At 73.1% G+C, this 15450-nt stretch carries 14 protein-coding genes; 7 read left to right on the top strand and 7 right to left on the bottom strand.

From position 1 onward, the window contains the following. The first annotated feature begins 89 nt into the window (after window positions 1-89). From cobC to cobA, 3 genes are read left to right on the top strand one after another with little or no spacing between them, the layout of a single operon-like run. On the top strand, window positions 90-1172 hold the full coding sequence (gene cobC / locus ACN27D_RS06885; RefSeq protein WP_421498786.1) for an Rv2231c family pyridoxal phosphate-dependent protein CobC: 1083 nt from the start codon (window positions 90-92) through the stop codon (window positions 1170-1172). Further along, complete coding sequence (gene cobT / locus ACN27D_RS06880) at window positions 1172-2242, top strand: nicotinate-nucleotide--dimethylbenzimidazole phosphoribosyltransferase (RefSeq protein ID WP_421501117.1); 1071 nt, start codon at window positions 1172-1174, stop codon at window positions 2240-2242. Before cobC ends, cobT begins: the two co-directional genes overlap by 1 nt. Beyond that, complete coding sequence (gene cobA / locus ACN27D_RS06875) at window positions 2239-3474, top strand: uroporphyrinogen-III C-methyltransferase (protein WP_421498785.1); 1236 nt, start codon at window positions 2239-2241, stop codon at window positions 3472-3474. Before cobT ends, cobA begins: the two co-directional genes overlap by 4 nt. Window positions 3475-3676: 202 nt before the next feature. Here the strand turns inward: cobA and otsB are convergent, their stop codons facing one another. The 4 genes from otsB to ACN27D_RS06855 form a co-directional block, all read right to left on the bottom strand. Further along, window positions 3677-6277 carry a trehalose-phosphatase gene (otsB, locus tag ACN27D_RS06870; protein ID WP_358175111.1) on the bottom strand — a complete coding sequence of 867 codons (2601 nt, stop codon included), beginning with the start codon at window positions 6275-6277 and terminating at the stop codon, window positions 3677-3679. After that, window positions 6274-7674: an alpha,alpha-trehalose-phosphate synthase (UDP-forming) gene (locus ACN27D_RS06865; RefSeq protein WP_013288079.1), complete on the bottom strand. Its 1401-nt coding sequence runs from the start codon at window positions 7672-7674 to the stop codon at window positions 6274-6276. The genes otsB and ACN27D_RS06865 overlap by 4 nt, the downstream gene beginning before the upstream one ends. A 141-nt stretch (window positions 7675-7815) precedes the next feature. After that, window positions 7816-8202: a hypothetical protein gene (locus ACN27D_RS06860; RefSeq protein WP_147457916.1), complete on the bottom strand. Its 387-nt coding sequence runs from the start codon at window positions 8200-8202 to the stop codon at window positions 7816-7818. Continuing rightward, window positions 8195-8476, bottom strand: coding sequence for a hypothetical protein (locus ACN27D_RS06855; protein WP_121685652.1), 282 nt, complete (start codon window positions 8474-8476; stop codon window positions 8195-8197). Before ACN27D_RS06855 ends, ACN27D_RS06860 begins: the two co-directional genes overlap by 8 nt. A gap of 214 nt (window positions 8477-8690) precedes the next feature. Between ACN27D_RS06855 and ettA the strand changes: the two genes are divergently transcribed. From ettA to ACN27D_RS06835, 4 genes are all read left to right on the top strand, one after another. Next, the gene (gene ettA / locus ACN27D_RS06850) at window positions 8691-10367 is read left to right on the top strand and encodes an energy-dependent translational throttle protein EttA (protein WP_252450201.1); all 1677 of its coding nucleotides are present in this window, start codon (window positions 8691-8693) and stop codon (window positions 10365-10367) included. Beyond that, window positions 10360-10803, top strand: coding sequence for an acyl-CoA thioesterase (locus ACN27D_RS06845; protein ID WP_120573569.1), 444 nt, complete (start codon window positions 10360-10362; stop codon window positions 10801-10803). The genes ettA and ACN27D_RS06845 overlap by 8 nt, the downstream gene beginning before the upstream one ends. Beyond that, a complete protein-coding gene (locus tag ACN27D_RS06840; protein WP_421498784.1) occupies window positions 10800-11462 on the top strand; it encodes a hypothetical protein in 663 nt (220 codons plus the stop codon). Before ACN27D_RS06845 ends, ACN27D_RS06840 begins: the two co-directional genes overlap by 4 nt. Window positions 11463-11593: 131 nt before the next feature. Beyond that, a complete protein-coding gene (locus ACN27D_RS06835; RefSeq protein ID WP_120573571.1) occupies window positions 11594-12178 on the top strand; it encodes a YbjN domain-containing protein in 585 nt (194 codons plus the stop codon). A gap of 16 nt (window positions 12179-12194) precedes the next feature. Here ACN27D_RS06835 and ACN27D_RS06830 read toward each other — a convergent pair whose 3' ends face one another. The 3 genes from ACN27D_RS06830 to ACN27D_RS06820 all read right to left on the bottom strand — a co-directional run bounded on the left by ACN27D_RS06830 (window position 12195) and on the right by ACN27D_RS06820 (window position 15296). After that, window positions 12195-12581: a globin gene (locus ACN27D_RS06830; protein WP_120573572.1), complete on the bottom strand. Its 387-nt coding sequence runs from the start codon at window positions 12579-12581 to the stop codon at window positions 12195-12197. A 78-nt stretch (window positions 12582-12659) separates the two neighbouring features. After that, the gene (locus ACN27D_RS06825; protein ID WP_358175123.1) at window positions 12660-14033 is read right to left on the bottom strand and encodes an MFS transporter; all 1374 of its coding nucleotides are present in this window, start codon (window positions 14031-14033) and stop codon (window positions 12660-12662) included. Window positions 14034-14267: 234 nt separating this feature from the next. Continuing rightward, window positions 14268-15296, bottom strand: a complete 1029-nt coding sequence (locus ACN27D_RS06820; RefSeq protein ID WP_393158245.1) for a mechanosensitive ion channel family protein — start codon at window positions 15294-15296, stop codon at window positions 14268-14270. Between the last annotated feature and the right edge of the window lie 154 nt (window positions 15297-15450).

Raw genomic sequence — 15450 nt, 5'->3', positions numbered from 1 at the left:
TGAGAAGAACTCATAAACTGGCGGACCGTGACGCGACCCACGCCGGGATGCGCTGTCCCGGGCGGCGGCTACCCGGCAGGATCGCGGACATGCCCGCAGCACCGACCGGGAGCGCCGCCGCGCTCGACGAGCCCGACCTGGGCCACCACGGGGACGCCGAGGCCACGCCCGGCCTGGTGGACCTGGCGGTGAACGTGCGCCGTGCCCCGATGCCGGACTGGCTGGCCGACCCGGTCGTCGCCGCGCTGGGCGACCTGGCCGCGTACCCGGACCCGGCGCCGGCCCGCGCCGCCGTCGCTCACCGGCACGGGCGACCCCCGGAGGAGGTACTCCTCACCGCCGGCGCCGCCGAGGGATTCGTCCTGATCGCCCGCGCGCTGTCCGGCGTCCGCCACCCCGTGGTGGTGCACCCGCAGTTCACCGAGCCGGAGGCCGCGCTGCGCGCCGCCGGGCACCGGGTCGACCGGGTGCTGCTCGACCCCGCCGACGGCTTCCGCCTGGACCCGGCCTGCGTCCCGGACGACGCCGACCTGGTCATGATCGGCAACCCCACGAACCCGACCTCGGTGCTGCACCCGGCGGACACGATCGCCGCGCTGGCCCGTCCCGGCCGGGTGCTCGTGGTCGACGAGGCGTTCGCCGACACCACCGCCGCGCCCGGCGTCGACGGCGAGCCCGAGTCCCTCGCCGCCCGCCGCGACCTGCCCGGCCTCGTGGTGGTGCGCAGCCTCACCAAGACCTGGGGCCTGGCCGGGCTGCGGATCGGCTACCTGCTCGGCGACGCCGCCCTGCTGGCCCGGTTCGCCGCCGCGCAGCCGCTCTGGGCGGTCTCCACGCCGGCGCTCGCCGCCGCCACCGCCTGCGCCGCGCCGGCCGCCGTCGCGGCCGAACGCGCCATCGCCGCCGAACTCGCCGCCGACCGCGACCACCTGGTGGCCCGCCTGTCCGGCCTGCCGGGGGTACGCGTGGCGGGGCGCCCGGCCGCCGCCTTCGTCCTGATCCACGTGGCCGGTGCCGCCGACGTACGCGAGCGGCTGCGCGCGCACGGCTGGGCGGTACGCCGGGGCGACACGTTCCCCGGGCTCGGCCCGGACTGGCTCCGGATCGCGGTACGCGACCGGGGCACCACCGACGCGTTCATCGAGACGCTGGCACGGATCCTGGAGGCATGATGCTGGAGTCCACAGTCGCGGCGATCCGGCCGCTCGACGAGGCCGCCATGGCGGCGGCCCGCGAGTTGCAGGGACGGCTGACCAAGCCCGCCGGCTCGCTCGGCGCCCTGGAGCCGCTCTCGGTACGCCTCGCCGGGCTGGCCAGTGCCTGCCCGCCGCCGCTGCCCGAACCGGCCGCTGTGGCGATCTTCGCCGGTGACCACGGCGTGCACGCCCAGGGCGTGACCCCGTGGCCGCAGGAGGTCACCGCCCAGATGATCGCCAACTTCCTGGCCGGTGGCGCGGTGGTCAACGCGTTCGCCCGCCAGGCCGGCGCCTCGGTCACGGTGGTGGACGTCGGCGTCGCCACCCCGATCCCCGGCGCCGAGTCCGCCGACCCGGCCGGGCCGCGTCTGGTGGCCGCGAACGTCCGCCCCGGCACCCGCGACATGACAGTCACCGCCGCGCTGACCCGGGACGAGGCCCGCGCGGCCGTCGAGACCGGCATCCGGGTCGCCGGTGAGCTGATCGACGCCGGGGCGGGCATCCTGCTCACCGGCGACATGGGCATCGGCAACACCACCCCGTCCGCCACGCTCATCGCCGCGTTCTCCGGCGTCGACGCGGAATCGGCCACCGGGCGGGGCACCGGGGTCGACGACGAGACGTACGCCCGCAAGGTGGCGGTCGTGCGGGCCGCGCTGGCCCGGCACGAGCCCGACCCGGCCGACCCGCTGGGCGTGCTGGCCACAGTCGGCGGGCTGGAGCACGCCGCGCTGACCGGCCTGATCCTCGGCGCCGCCGCGCGACGGGTGCCGGTGCTGCTCGACGGCGTGATCGCGGTGAGCGCCGCGCTCGCCGCCGCCGCGTTCGCGCCCGACGCGGTGGGCGCCATGGTCGCCGGGCACCGCAGCGCCGAGCCGGGTGCCACGGCGGCGCTGCGGCACCTCGGCCTGGAGCCGCTGATCGACCTGGGACTGCGGCTCGGCGAGGGCACCGGGGCGCTGCTCGCCCTGCCCGTGGTCACCGGCGCGGTCCGGGTGCTGCACGAGGTGGCCACGTTCGACTCCGCCGGGGTGGCGGAGAAGTGACCAGGCCGACGCCGCCGAGCCCGTACCCCCTGGGGTTGCGGCTGGGCGGGCGGCGCGTGGTCGTCGTCGGCGGGGGAGCGGTCGCCACCCGGCGGGTGCCCGCGCTGCTCGACGCCGGCGCGGACGTGCTGCTGGTGTCGCCCGAACTGACCCCGGCGCTGCGCGCGCACGTCGACGCCGGGCGGCTGCACTGGGAGCCGCGCCGGTTCGCCCCCGGCGACCTGGACGGCGCCTGGCTGGTCCAGGTGGCGGTGGACGACCGGGCCGCCGCCGCTGCCGTCAGCGCGGCAGCGGCCGAACGGCGGATCTTCTGCGTCCGCGCCGACGACCGCACGGCGGCCAGCGCGTGGACTCCGGCGGTGACCCGGCACGGCCCGGTCACCGTGGCGGTCCTCGGCGGCGGCGACCCGCGCCGGGCGATGGGCGTCCGCGACGCCGTGCGGGACCTGCTGGGCGCGCGGACCGGCCCCGGCTTCGCGCCGTCGCCCGAGGCGGAAGGCGCCGCCGGGGGACGGGTCGCGCTCGTCGGCGCCGGACCGGGCGACCCGGAGCTGATCACCGTGAAGGGGTGGCGGCTGCTCACCGAGGCCGAGGTGGTCGTCGCCGACCGGCTCGTGCCCGGCCTGCTCCTGGACGAGCTGCGCCCGGACGTCGAACTGGTCGACGCCTCCAAGATCCCGTACGGGCCGTCGCGCGCCCAGGAGGAGATCAACCGGATCCTGGTGGACCGGGCCCGGGCCGGCAAGGTGGTGGTACGGCTCAAGGGCGGCGACCCGTACGTCTTCGGCCGCGGTGGCGAGGAACTGCTGGCCTGCGCCGAGGCGGGCGTGCCGGTGACTGTGGTGCCCGGCGTGACCAGCGCGATCGCGGTGCCGGAGGTGGCCGGGGTGCCGGTGACCCACCGGGGCGTGGCGCACGAGTTCACAGTGGTGTCCGGGCACCTCGCACCCGACGCGCCCGCGTCGCTCGTACGCTGGGACGCCCTGGCCGGGCTGCGCGGCACGCTCGTGATCCTGATGGGCCTGAAGAACCTCGCCGCCATCGCCGCGACCCTGATCGCGCACGGCAAGCCGGCGGACACCCCCGCCGCGGTGATCCAGGAGGGCACGACGGCGGCCCAGCGCACGCTGCGCTCCACGCTGGGCACGGTCGCGCAAGACGTCGAGACCGCCGCGCTGCGCCCACCCGCGATCGTGGTCGTAGGCGACGTGGTCCACGCCCTGACCCCCTGACGCGCGCGCCCGACGGCGCCCACGCCTGATGGCGCCGATCTTGCATTTAGCGCCCGCCATGCGCCCGTTATAGCCCCTTATGGCAGGGCGGTAAGTGCAAGATCGCCGGGGGAGGGCGGGCTGGGGCGGGGCGGGCTGGGGTGGGACGGGGACGGCGGCGGGGACCGTGGGGTCCCCGCCGCCGTCCGGGCGCTCGGTCAGGTCACTGCTTGAGCATGTTGTCCAGCAGCAGTGCGCACCGGATCAGGCCGAGGTGGCTGTACGCCTGCGGGTGGTTGCCCAGCCCGCGCTCGGCCAGCGGGTCGTACTGCTCCGGCAGCAACCCGGTCGGCCCGGCCGTGTCGAGCATCTGGGTGAACAGCTCCTCCGCGTCGCTGCGGCGGCCGGTGCGCAGGTACGCCTCGATCAGCCACGACGTGCAGATGTGGAAGCCGCCCTCCCGGCCGGGCAGGCCGTCGTCCCAGTGGTACCGGTAGACGACCGGGCCGCTGCGCAGCTCCGCCTCGATCTTGAGGACGGTGGAGAGGAAGCGCGGGTCGTCGCCGGCGAGCAGCCCGGAGATGCCGATCCACAGCGACGAGGCGTCCATCTCCTCGTAGCCGTAGGCGACGCTGTACGCCTCGGCCTCCGGGTGCCAGCCGTGCTCCAGCACGTTGGCGGCGATCCGGTCGCGCAGCTCGACCCACTCGGGCCGGTCCTCGCCGCCGTGCCGGCGTACCACGTGCAGCGCCCGGTCCACTGTCATCCAGAGCATGACCTTGGAGAAGACGTGGTGCCGCGGGGGGAGGCGGGCCTCCCAGATGCCGTGGTCGGGCTCGTGCCAGCGGCGGCGTACCGCCTCGACCATGTTCTCCAGCACCCGCCACTCGTCGTCGCGGATCGATCCCCGGGCGTCGGCCACCGCCGCGATCAGGTCCGCGACCGGGCCGAAGACGTCGAGCTGGAGTTGGTGGTTGGCGAGGTTGCCGACGCGTACCGGCCGGGAGCCGGCATAGCCGGGCAGCGTGTCGATGACCGCCTCGGCGCCCAGCTCGAAGCCGTCCACCGTGTAGAGCGGGTGCAGCCGCTCCGGGTGCCCGCCGGTGCGCTCGACCACGCCGTCGATCCAGCGCAGCAGCCCTTCGGCCTCCTCGGTCGAGCCGAGGTCGACCAGCGCGCGGGCGGTCATCGCGGCGTCCCGCAGCCAGCAGTAGCGGTAGTCCCAGTTGCGGACACCGCCCAGCTCCTCCGGTAGCGACGTGGTGGCCGCGGCGAGGATCGACCCGGTCGGCTCGTGGCAGAGGCCGCGCAGCGTCAGCGCGCTGCGGGCGACCAGGTCCCGGGCGGTCGCGGGCAGCCGCAGCGAGGCCACCCAGTCCTTCCAGGGCTGCTCCGCGGCGGCCTGCCGCTCGTGCAGCGGCAGCCGGTGCGGGTCCAGGCTCTGCGTGCCGAAGCGCAGCTCCAGCACGACCTGGCCGCCGGCCGCGGACAGGTCGACCACCGCCTTCGCGGTCTCGTACCCGGCGTCGTTGGTGACCTCCCACTCGACGCCGGGGGAGTGCAGCGCGACCGGCTCGTTGGAGCCGAGCACCAGCAGGCCGTCGTCGAGCGGCTGGAGCTGCACCGCCACCTGGCCGAACTCGGGGCGCGGCGCGAACTCGACGCGGGCCCGACCGGTGCCGCTGAGCACCCGGACCAGTGTCGAGTCGCCGCTGACCACGGCCGGGTCGTCCGGCGTGGTCTCGCGGACCGGCAGGTCGAGCCAGTCGGTCACGGTCAGGCCGGACCAGCGGGTCTCGACGGTCATCGTGTTGCTGCGGTAGCGCTGGCCCAGCGGGATGCCGCCCCGCTCCGGACCGACCGTGAAGTGCCCGGCCGGGCTGCCGCCGACCAGGTCGGCGAAGATCGCCGCCGAGTCCGGCTTCGGGTGGCACAGCCAGGTGATCTTGGCTTCCGGCGTGACGAGCGCGACGGTACGGCCGTTCGCCAGCATCGAGTGCCGCTCGATCGGCACCGCCCGCTCGCCGAACAGCCAGTGCCGCCGCGTCTCCAGCAGCAGCCCCAGCGCGCGGGCCGCCTCGATCGGCTCGGCCACCCGGTAGTCGGCCCGGGTCTCCCCGGGACCGATCTTGATGCCGACGTCCGGCCCGGTCAGGTTGCCGAAGGCGTTCTCGTCGGTGACGTCGTCGCCGATGAACAGCACCGCGCTCGCGGCGAGCTGGGTGCGGAGTTGGTCGACGGCGGTGCCCTTGTTGGTCACGACCACCGACAGCTCGATGACCTCCTTGCCCTGGGTGACGGTCACGCCCTCCCAGGTCGCGGGGCCGTTGCGGACCGCCTCGACGGCCCGGGCGGCGACGTGCGGGTCGACGCCCCGGGTGTGCACGGCCACGCTGGCCGGCTTGCGTTCCAGGCGGATGCCCGGGTGCTCGGCGGCGATCTCGCGCAGCGCCTCACGGAGCCGGTGCCGGACCGCGATCAGCTCGGGGGTGAGCCGCTCGACGAAGCCGATGTCGAACTCCGAGCCGTGGCTGCCGACGAGGTGCACCTCGCTGGGCAGCCGGGAGAGTGTGGCCAGGTCGCGCAGCGCCCGGCCGGAGACGACGGCGACGCTCGTCTGCGGCAGTGCGGCGAGCGCGCGTACGGCCGCCACCGACTCGGGCAGCGGCACGGCCTTGCTGGGGTCCTCGACGATCGGCGCCAGTGTGCCGTCGTAGTCGCAGGCGACCAGGAGTTGCGGAACCCGGGCGATACGGCCGATGGCGGCACGCAGTTCGGGATCCAGCACGCCGCCGTGGGAGGCGGCGGGGGCGGGCGAGGTCACGCAGCCTCCGTATCGGGGACGCCGAGCTCGCTGAGGAACGACTTGGCCCAGTGGCCCACGTCGTGGCTGCGCAGATGGCGCTGCATGACGCGCATCCGGCGGCGGGCTTCGGGCTTTTCGACATGCACGGCCCGCAGCAACGCGTCCTTCACCGCGTCCGGGTCGTGCGGATTACACAGGAACGCCTGGCGCAGCTCTGTCGCGGCGCCGGCGAACTCACTGAGCACGAGCGCGCCGCCCTGGTCGGCGCGCGATGCGACGTACTCCTTGGCCACCAGATTCATTCCGTCTCGCAGCGGGGTCACCATCATCACGTCGGCCGCGACGTACATCGCGGCCAGTTCGGAGCGACTGTACGACTGATGCAGATAATGCACGGCAGGCACGCCGACCCGGCCGAATTCACCATTGATCCGGCCAACCTCGCGTTCCACCTTCACCCGAAGTGCCTGGTAGTGCTCCACACGCTCGCGGCTGGGCGTGGCGACCTGCACCATAACCGCGTCCGGAACTGTCAACTTTCCGTCAGCGAGGAGTTCTCGGAAGGCCTTCAGCCGGAGTTCGATGCCCTTGGTGTAGTCGAGCCGGTCGACGCCCAGGATGATCGTCTTCGGGTTGCCCAGCTCCTCCCGGATCTGCTTGGCCCGGGCCTGGATCGCCGGATCCTCGGCCAGCCGCTCCATCTCCTTGGTGTCGATCGAGATGGGGAACGCGCCCGCCTTCACCTGCCGGCCGTCGACCTGGATCATCTGGCCCTCGTAGCGCAGGCCGAGCAGGTGCCGGGCCAGGCGGACGAAGTTCTGCGCCGCCAGCCGCTGCTGGAAGCCGACCAGGTCCGCGCCGAGCAGTCCACGCAGGATCTCGGTGCGGAACGGCATCTGCATGAACAGCTCGATCGGCGGGAACGGGATGTGCAGGAAGAAACCGATCCGCAGGTCCGGCCGCAGCTCCCGGAGCATCGCCGGCACGAGCTGGAGCTGGTAGTCCTGGACCCAGACCGTGGCGCCCTCGGCGGCCACGTCGGCGGCGGCCTCCGCGAACCGGGCGTTGACGAGCCGGTACGCCTCGCGCCAGCGCCGCTTGTAGGCGGGCGTCTCCACCGCGTCGTGGTAGAGCGGCCAGATCGTGGCGTTCGACTGGCCCTCGTAGTAGCGCTCAAGCTCCTCGGCGCTCAGCGGCACCGGGTGCAGGCGGATGCCCTCCAGGTCGAACGGCTCGGGCGCGGCGCCGGTGCCGCCGGCCCACCCCACCCAGGTGCCCTGGTGCTCGGCCAGCACCGGGTGCAGCGCGGTCACCAGCCCGCCGGGGCTGCGCCGCCACTGCCGCCCCTCGGGTGTGCTCACCTCGTCGACCGGCAGGCGGTTGGCCACTACGACAAAGGAGCTACGGACGGTCACGATCGGCCACCTCCGGGTACTGACGGGTCCACCGCGATGAGCGTACTGAGCGTAGCTGCGGCGTCTGATCCCCCGTGCCGGAGTTACCTACCCGTCCCAGAACCGCCGAACCCACCGCGTGATCTTGTCGACACCGGCGGTTCAGAGGTCGATGATCGGCCACTCCTTGGGCAGCACCTCACCGAGCAGTTCCCGCCGGTCGCTCATGATCGGTGTGGTGGCCCGTGCGGCCTCCAGCGCCACCTGGGCGAGGTCCATGCTCGGGAGCGTGCGCGACCAGCCGCCGAGGAACATGCACATGTCGTGCGCCACGGGGGTGACGACCACGTGGTCGAGATCGCCGAGGATGTCGAGCAGGCGCCAGCCGTCGACGGCCACCTGCCGGTACGCCTCGGCGAGACAGAGCGCCGGCACGATCACCGTCTGCCCCCGGTCCGCGACCGCCGCGATCTGCTCCCCGACTGCCTCGGTGCCCTCCGAGTAGGCCAGCAGGCACGCGGTGTCGAGCACCAGCCCAGGGTCAGTCACGGGTCGGCCGTCCACGTGTCGACTCGCTCAGCAACGCGGCGGCCCGGGCGCGCAGTTCCGGGGTGATCTTCGCCTGGGCTTCGTCGAGCGCGTGGCCCGCGTCGGCGAGCCCGCCGTCGGACAGCCGGAAGCCGACCTGCCGGAGCGTACGCCGGGTGCGCTCGCCCGCCATCCGTTGCCGCACGCTCTCGGTGACGAACGCGGAGACGTTCGGCTCCTGGGCCAGTCGTTCGGCCACGTCGTCGGGCACGCTGATGGCGATCTTCTTGGTCATACTGCCGACGTTAACGAGTAGTACCCGTGTCGGCAACGAGGCTCGCCGCCGTACCCCTGGGGTGGGGTGATGTGGGCGTCGCGGTCCGTACCTGTCAGGATTGACGGCGGCGTGCGTGCGGCCGGCTCCCGGCCGGCGGCGGCCGGCGGAGATCGACGACGGCCCCCCGCACCCGACAAGCCCGCGATCGCAACCGACGGAGGTAGCCCGCACCGTGGCCCAGTTCATCTACGTCCTGGACAAGGCGCGCAAGGCGCACGGCGACAAGGTCGTGCTCGACAACGTGACGCTGAACTTCCTGCCGGGTGTCAAGATCGGGGTGGTCGGTCCGAACGGCGCCGGTAAGTCCAGCCTCCTCAAGATCATGGCAGGGCTGGACCGGCCCAGCAACGGCGAGGCCCGGCTCATGCCCGGCTACTCCGTCGGCATGCTCGCGCAGGAGCCGCCGCTCAACGACGCCAAGACGGTCCTCGGCAACGTCGAGGAGGCGGTCGCCGAGACCAAGGCCAAGCTGGAGCGGTTCAACAAGATCGCCGAGCAGATGGCCACCGACTACTCCGACGAGCTGATGGAGGAGATGGGCAAGCTCCAGGAGGATCTGGACGCCGCCGACGCGTGGGACATCGACTCCAAGCTCGAACTCGCGATGGACGCGCTGCGCTGCCCGCCGCCGGACGCCGACGTCACCACGCTCTCCGGTGGTGAGCGCCGCCGGGTGGCGCTGTGCAAGCTGCTGCTGGAGGCGCCGGACCTGCTGCTGCTCGACGAGCCCACCAACCACCTGGACGCGGAGAGCGTGCAGTGGCTGGAGCAGCACCTCGCCAAGTACGCCGGCACCGTCCTGGCGATCACCCACGACCGGTACTTCCTGGACAACGTGGCCAACTGGATCCTGGAGCTGGACCGCGGCCGGGCCTACCCGTACGAGGGCAACTACTCCACCTACCTGGAGAAGAAGGCCGCCCGGCTCTCCGTCGAGGGACGCCGCGACGCCAAGATGAAGAAGCGCCTCTCCGAGGAACTGGAGTGGGTCCGCTCGAACGCCAAGGCGCGGCAGACCAAGTCCAAGGCCCGCCTGGACCGCTACGACGAGATGGCCGCCGAGGCGGAGAAGACCCGGAAGCTGGACTTCGAGGAGATCCAGATCCCGCCGGGCCCGCGCCTGGGCAACACGGTCATCGAGGCGCAGAACCTCACCAAGGCGTTCGGTGACCGGGTGCTGATCGACGACCTGTCGTTCTCGCTGCCCCGCAACGGCATCGTCGGCATCATCGGCCCGAACGGCGTCGGCAAGACCACGCTGTTCAAGACCATCGTCGGGCTGGAGCAGCCGACCAGCGGTTCGGTCCGGGTCGGCGAGACCGTCTCGCTGTCGTACGTCGACCAGAACCGGCAGGGCCTGGACGGCGACAAGACCGTCTGGGAGGTCGTGTCCGACGGGCTCGACCACCTCATGGTGGGCAAGGTCGAGATGCCGTCCCGGGCGTACATCGCCGCGTTCGGCTTCAAGGGGCCGGACCAGCAGAAGCCGACCAAGGTGCTCTCCGGCGGCGAGCGCAACCGGCTCAACCTGGCGCTGACGCTGAAGATCGGCGGCAACGTGATCCTGCTCGACGAGCCGACGAACGACCTGGACGTGGAGACGCTGTCCAGCCTGGAGAACGCGCTGCTGGAGTTCCCCGGCTGCGCCGTGGTGATCTCCCACGACCGGATGTTCCTGGACCGGGTCGCCACGCACATCCTGGCCTGGGAGGGCGACGACCAGAACCCGGCCAAGTGGTTCTGGTTCGAGGGCAACTTCGAGGCGTACGAGAAGAACAAGGTCGACCGGCTCGGCGCCGAGGCGGCCCGCCCGCACCGGGTGACCTACCGCAAGCTCACCCGTGACTGACCGCTTCGTCTACCACTGCGCGCTGCGCTGGTCCGACCTGGACGCGTACGGCCACGTCAACAACGCCCGCTTCCTCACGCTCTACGAGGAGGCCCGGGTAGCGATGATGTTCGCCGGCGGCCGGGCGTGGGGAGTGGGCTCGTTCGCCGACGGTGTGGTCATCCGCCGGCACGAGGTCGACTACCTGCGCCCGGTCGACTACGCGCTCGGCCGGGCCAGCGCCGAGGCCGCGCCGACGGTACGGATCGAGCTGTGGGTGGACCAGATCAGGGCCGCCTCCTTCTCGGTCGCGTACGAGCTGTACGACGGCGACACGCTGGCCGGCACCGCCCGGTCGCTGCTGGTGCCGTTCGACCTGGCGGAGCAGCGCCCGCGCCGGATCTCGCCGGAGGAGCGGGCGTTCCTGCTCCGATACGCGCCGGGGCTCAGCGGATGACCGGGCACGGGTTGACCGGGGCGGCCGACGCCGGGGCGTTCCTGGCCCGGCTGGTCCGGTTCGACCCGGCCACACTGGTGCGGCTGCGGCCGGTGCCGGGTGCGGGCCGTACCGCCCTCTGGGCGCGGCTGCCGTGGGGCGTGCTCGTGGTCCGTACCGTGCCGGGCACCGCCCCCGGGGACGTCACTGTCGCCGCGGGGGAGCTGCTGGCCGAACTCTCCGCCGGCGGCGGGGCGCTTCCGGTACGCCGGGACGACGGCTGGCGGTGGCAGCTCCCACCGGCGGCGAGCCGGGCGGTGGAGGCGCTGCCCGGCGCCGAGCTGCGCCGGATCGCGGAGGCGGCGGCCGGGACGCTGCGCGAGGCGGCCACGCACGGGGTGGCGGGCCGCGCGGTCGGGCAGCGGGTGCTGCGGGACGCGCTGCTGGACCACGTCGCGGTGGTGGTGACCCCGGACGAGGCGCCGCGCACGCCCGTGGAGGTGTCGCAGCGGCTGGTGCAGGCCCTGGTCCGGATGGGTTTCCTCGGCGCTGGCGCGGACGACGTTCAGGTGCGCACGGCGGGCCGATGGGTCGGACTCGTCGGACCGTTCGGGGCGGCCTGGTCGCGTACCGTCGCCGATCTTGCACTCAGGCCGACGCTAGGTCATCCGAACGGATGACCCCGGTTCGTCCTTCCGGTTTGGGGCGGTCGTTGGGGGGATGCCTCACGCCGTCTGTCCGGGTACCGTCCATCCTCGGATCCAACGCACCGTAGGCGTCCGGATCCGCTGGGGAGTGAGGTGCGCGAGCGATGCCGTGGTGGTCATGGCGCCCTGGTCCCGCCGCTGGCGGGGAGCCGGAGACTCGAAGCGGGACCACAGTGGATGACACCATCCGGGTCGGCCCACCGACCCCTCGCCAGCCGGGGGACGACGTGGCGCCACCCGAGCGGCCGGTCCTCGCGGACATGCCGGCCACCGTCGCGCCGGTCACGCTGAGCCGGGTCTGCGACGCGCTCGACCTGCTCGACGTCCGCTACCTGGCCGACGGCGACGGCAACCTGCTGGCCATGTGGGAGCGGCACGCCGTGCTGGTCGCGCTGGAGGGTCCGGAGGACGAGATCCTGGTGATGCGGGCCCGCCCGCACGCGACGGTTCCGCCGGACTGGGCCGACCGCGCCTACCGCGTGGTGAACGAGTGGAACCACACCCGGCGCTTCTGCAAGGCGTACATCGGTGACCCGACCGAGCGCGGTCAGCTCCCGATCTACGCCGAGTTGCAGGTCCCGCTCGGCGCCGGCGCCCACGACGCGCTGCTCGTCGAGATGCTCGACTGCGGCGCCGCGGTCGCCGTCACGTTCGTCGACTGGCTGCACGACGAGGGCGCCCTGCTCTAGGCCGGGCCGGCCGGGCTCAGCCGGCGGCCGGATCCTCCATCACGTTCACCATGAAGTAGGCGGCCCGCTCCAGGTAGTCCCAGAGCGCGGCGGCGAGCTGCGGCGGCAGGTCGAGCGCGTCCACCGCCCGGCGCATGTGCAGCAGCCAGGCGTCCCGCTCGGCCGCGCCGATCCGGTACGGGGCGTGCCGCATCCGCAGCCGCGGGTGGCCGCGCTGCTCCGAGTAGGTGTGCGGGCCACCCCAGTACTGGATGAGGAACAGGGTCAGCCGGTCCGCCGCCGGGCCCAGGTCCTCCTCCGGGTACATCGGCCGCAGCAGCGGGTCGTCGGCGACACCGGCGTAGAACTCGTCCACCAGCTTGCGGAAGGCCGGTTCACCGCCGATCGCCTCGAAGAGGGTCATCGACTCGCCTGGGGAAGTCACGCTTCCATCCTGCCAGGTGCGGCCCGGCGCCTGCGCCCGCCCGCGGGGCGGCGCGGATCACGTCACCGCGTGCCGGCGTCGGCCGTGCTCGTGGTTCCGGTCACCCGACGCGGGGCCGCGCGCGGGCGCGTGCGCGGTTCCGCCGCCGGCCGGCGACTCGGCGCGGGCCGTCGCGATGGCGTCGTGGATCACCTGCGGCCGGGGCCAGGCGAGTGCCGCCACAGACATGATCAGCACCCCGGCGGCGCTCCACACGCCGACCACCGACGGGACCGAGAAGCGCTCGGCGAGCGCGCCCGTGGCCAGCACAGCGGCACCCTGGATGATCTGTGTGCCGCTGGCCATGACGCCGAACGCCCGGGCCCGGAAGCCGTCCGGGAGCGCCTGCACGAACAGGCCGTTGGCGACCGGGACGAGCCCGGCGACGGCGAAGCCGCACCCGGCGGCCAGCAGCGCCACCACGGCCGGCGGCGGATTGAGCAGCGCGGGTACGAGCGTCGCCGGCGCGATGATCATCAACGGCCGCATCAGCGTCAGCCGCCGGTCCGGGCCGACGAGCCGGCTGATGGTCAGCCCGCCGAGGATGTATCCGACCGGGACGGCGGCCATGATCAGCCCTTGGGCGGTGCCGGCGTCCATCCCGCCGTCGGTCCGGTCGGCGGCCCAGCCCGCGGCCAGCCCCTCCGGGACGATCGAGAAGAGCATCGCGCTGAACACCAGTACCGCGATGGCGCGCAGCACCGGCCGCTCGAAGACGATCTGGAAACCCTGGACGGTCTCCCGCAGCAGGTGACTGCGGTGCACCTCGGTCATCGCCGGTGGCCGCTCGCGTACGCCGAAGCGGACGATCGCGGCCGACACGGCGAAGGTCACCGCGTTGACGAGCAGCGCGGTGTTCGGGTTGAGCGCCGCCACCGTGGCGCCGATCAGGTAGCCGACGACCTGGGCGGCCTGGCCGGCGCTGGTGAACGCGGACAGGCCCACGACCAGCCGGTCCCCGGTCAGGATGTGCGGCATCAGCGCGGACCGCGCCGCCTGGCTCGGCGGGTTCGCGAGCGTGGCCAGGAAGATCAGCGCGAAGACCGACCAGGTCGGCATCCAGGGCATCGCGACCAGCGCCATCAGCGCCATCCGGAGGACGTCGCAGACCACCATGACGCGCCGGTAGTGGTGCCGCTCGGCGAGCGCGGAGAGCAGCGGTCCGCCGACCAGCCACGGAAGGTAGCTGGCGGCGAACGCGGCGGCGGAGAGCGCGACCGAATCGGTCTCGCGCAGCACGAGCACGGTGACCGCGGCGCGGGCCAGGTAGTCACCCACCCAGGACAGGGTGTTGGCGGCGAAGATGGCGCGGAACTCCGACTGACCGAAGACGTCCCGGAAGGTGGCCGGGCCCTCCCGGGCGGGTCGCGCGTCGGACACCGTCGCCTCCATCGTTCCTGGTCGACCACTTGTGATGGCCCGACCGGGAACCGTCGTCAGATCAACCGATCAGCGAGGACACGAGCACGCCCCCCGGTGGAGCGTGTGCACCGGATTCTGCCCGATCGTCTGACAACTGGCTAGGGCGAACGGATTGATCGTCGCATCTCCGACTGAACGAACGGACGATACCCGAGGGGCCGCGCGGTGCGGAACCCCGGAAAATAGCCCGGCTCGTCCGGCGGCTCAGGTGGGTCCGCCGGTGCCCGTACCCTCGGCGGCGGGCGGCGCCGGCGGCTGGACCGGCAGGCCGGGGAACAGCCGGGCGGCCGCGATCTGCGCGACGATCCCCGAGTTCTCCAACGCCTCCGCGAGGCGCCGGCGCAGCTCGCGCCCGACCGCGAACTGCCCGTCCGCTGTGGTCTTGACGACGGTACGGATCACCGCCCCGTCGACTGTCATCTGCTCGACGCCCAGGACCTCCGGCTGCTCCACGATGCTCGGCGCCAGCTCCGGGTCCAGCGCCACCGACGCCGCCGCGGTACGCAGCACGGCGGTGGCCTCCTCGGTGCCGGCGAAACCGATCGGCAGGTCGACCACGACCAGCGCCCAGCCCTGGCTCTTGTTCCCGACCCGGACGATCTCGCCGTTGCGGATGTACCAGAGCACGCCGCGGCCGTCCCGGACCGTGGTGACCCGCAGCCCCACCGCCTCGACCACGCCGGTGGCCTCGCCCAGGTCGACGGTGTCGCCGACGCCGTACTGGTCCTCTATCAACATGAACAGGCCGGCGATCAGGTCCTTCACCAGGCTCTGCGCGCCGAAGCCGAGCGCCACGCCGGCGATGCCCGCGCTGGCCAGCAGCGGGGCCAGGTCGAAGCTGAACTCCTTGAGCACCATCAGCAGCGCGATGCCGAAGACGAACGCGGTGACCATGCTGCGCAGCACCGACCCGATCGCCTCGGCCCGCTGCCGCCGCCGCTCCGGCACGAACTGGTCCGGGTCGAGCGTGGCGCTGGGGATGCGTTCCCGCAGCGGGCGGAGCATGGTCGGCACCGCGCCCTGGGTGGTGGTCCGGACCAGCCGGTTGATGGTCCGGTGCAGCGCCCACCGGGCGGCCACCGCGATCAACAGGATCAACGCGACCCGTAGCGGCTTCAGCAGGATCCAGTAGCTGCTCTCGGCGAACCAGGCGGAGCCGGTGAGCCGGTACAGGAACTCGCAGGAACTGCTGCCCTGGCAGTCCGGGCGCCGGTCGGAGAAGGCCGACAGCAGGGCGGAGATCAGGTCGGAGACGTTCACCCTGCTTTCGTACCGCACGGGTGACGAGCGGCGGACACCGCCACCTCGGTGAAGTGTCGCTACCGGAGGGGGTAGCCCGGATTAGTACGTGCAATCCGGGGCGCGATCAGGGACTATTGGCGCAACG

Source organism: Micromonospora sp. WMMD1274, assembly GCF_049179035.1.
GTDB lineage: Bacteria > Actinomycetota > Actinomycetes > Mycobacteriales > Micromonosporaceae > Micromonospora > Micromonospora tulbaghiae.
The sequence above is the reverse complement of the archived record's forward strand: the minus strand, read 5'-3'. Positions and strand labels throughout refer to the sequence as shown.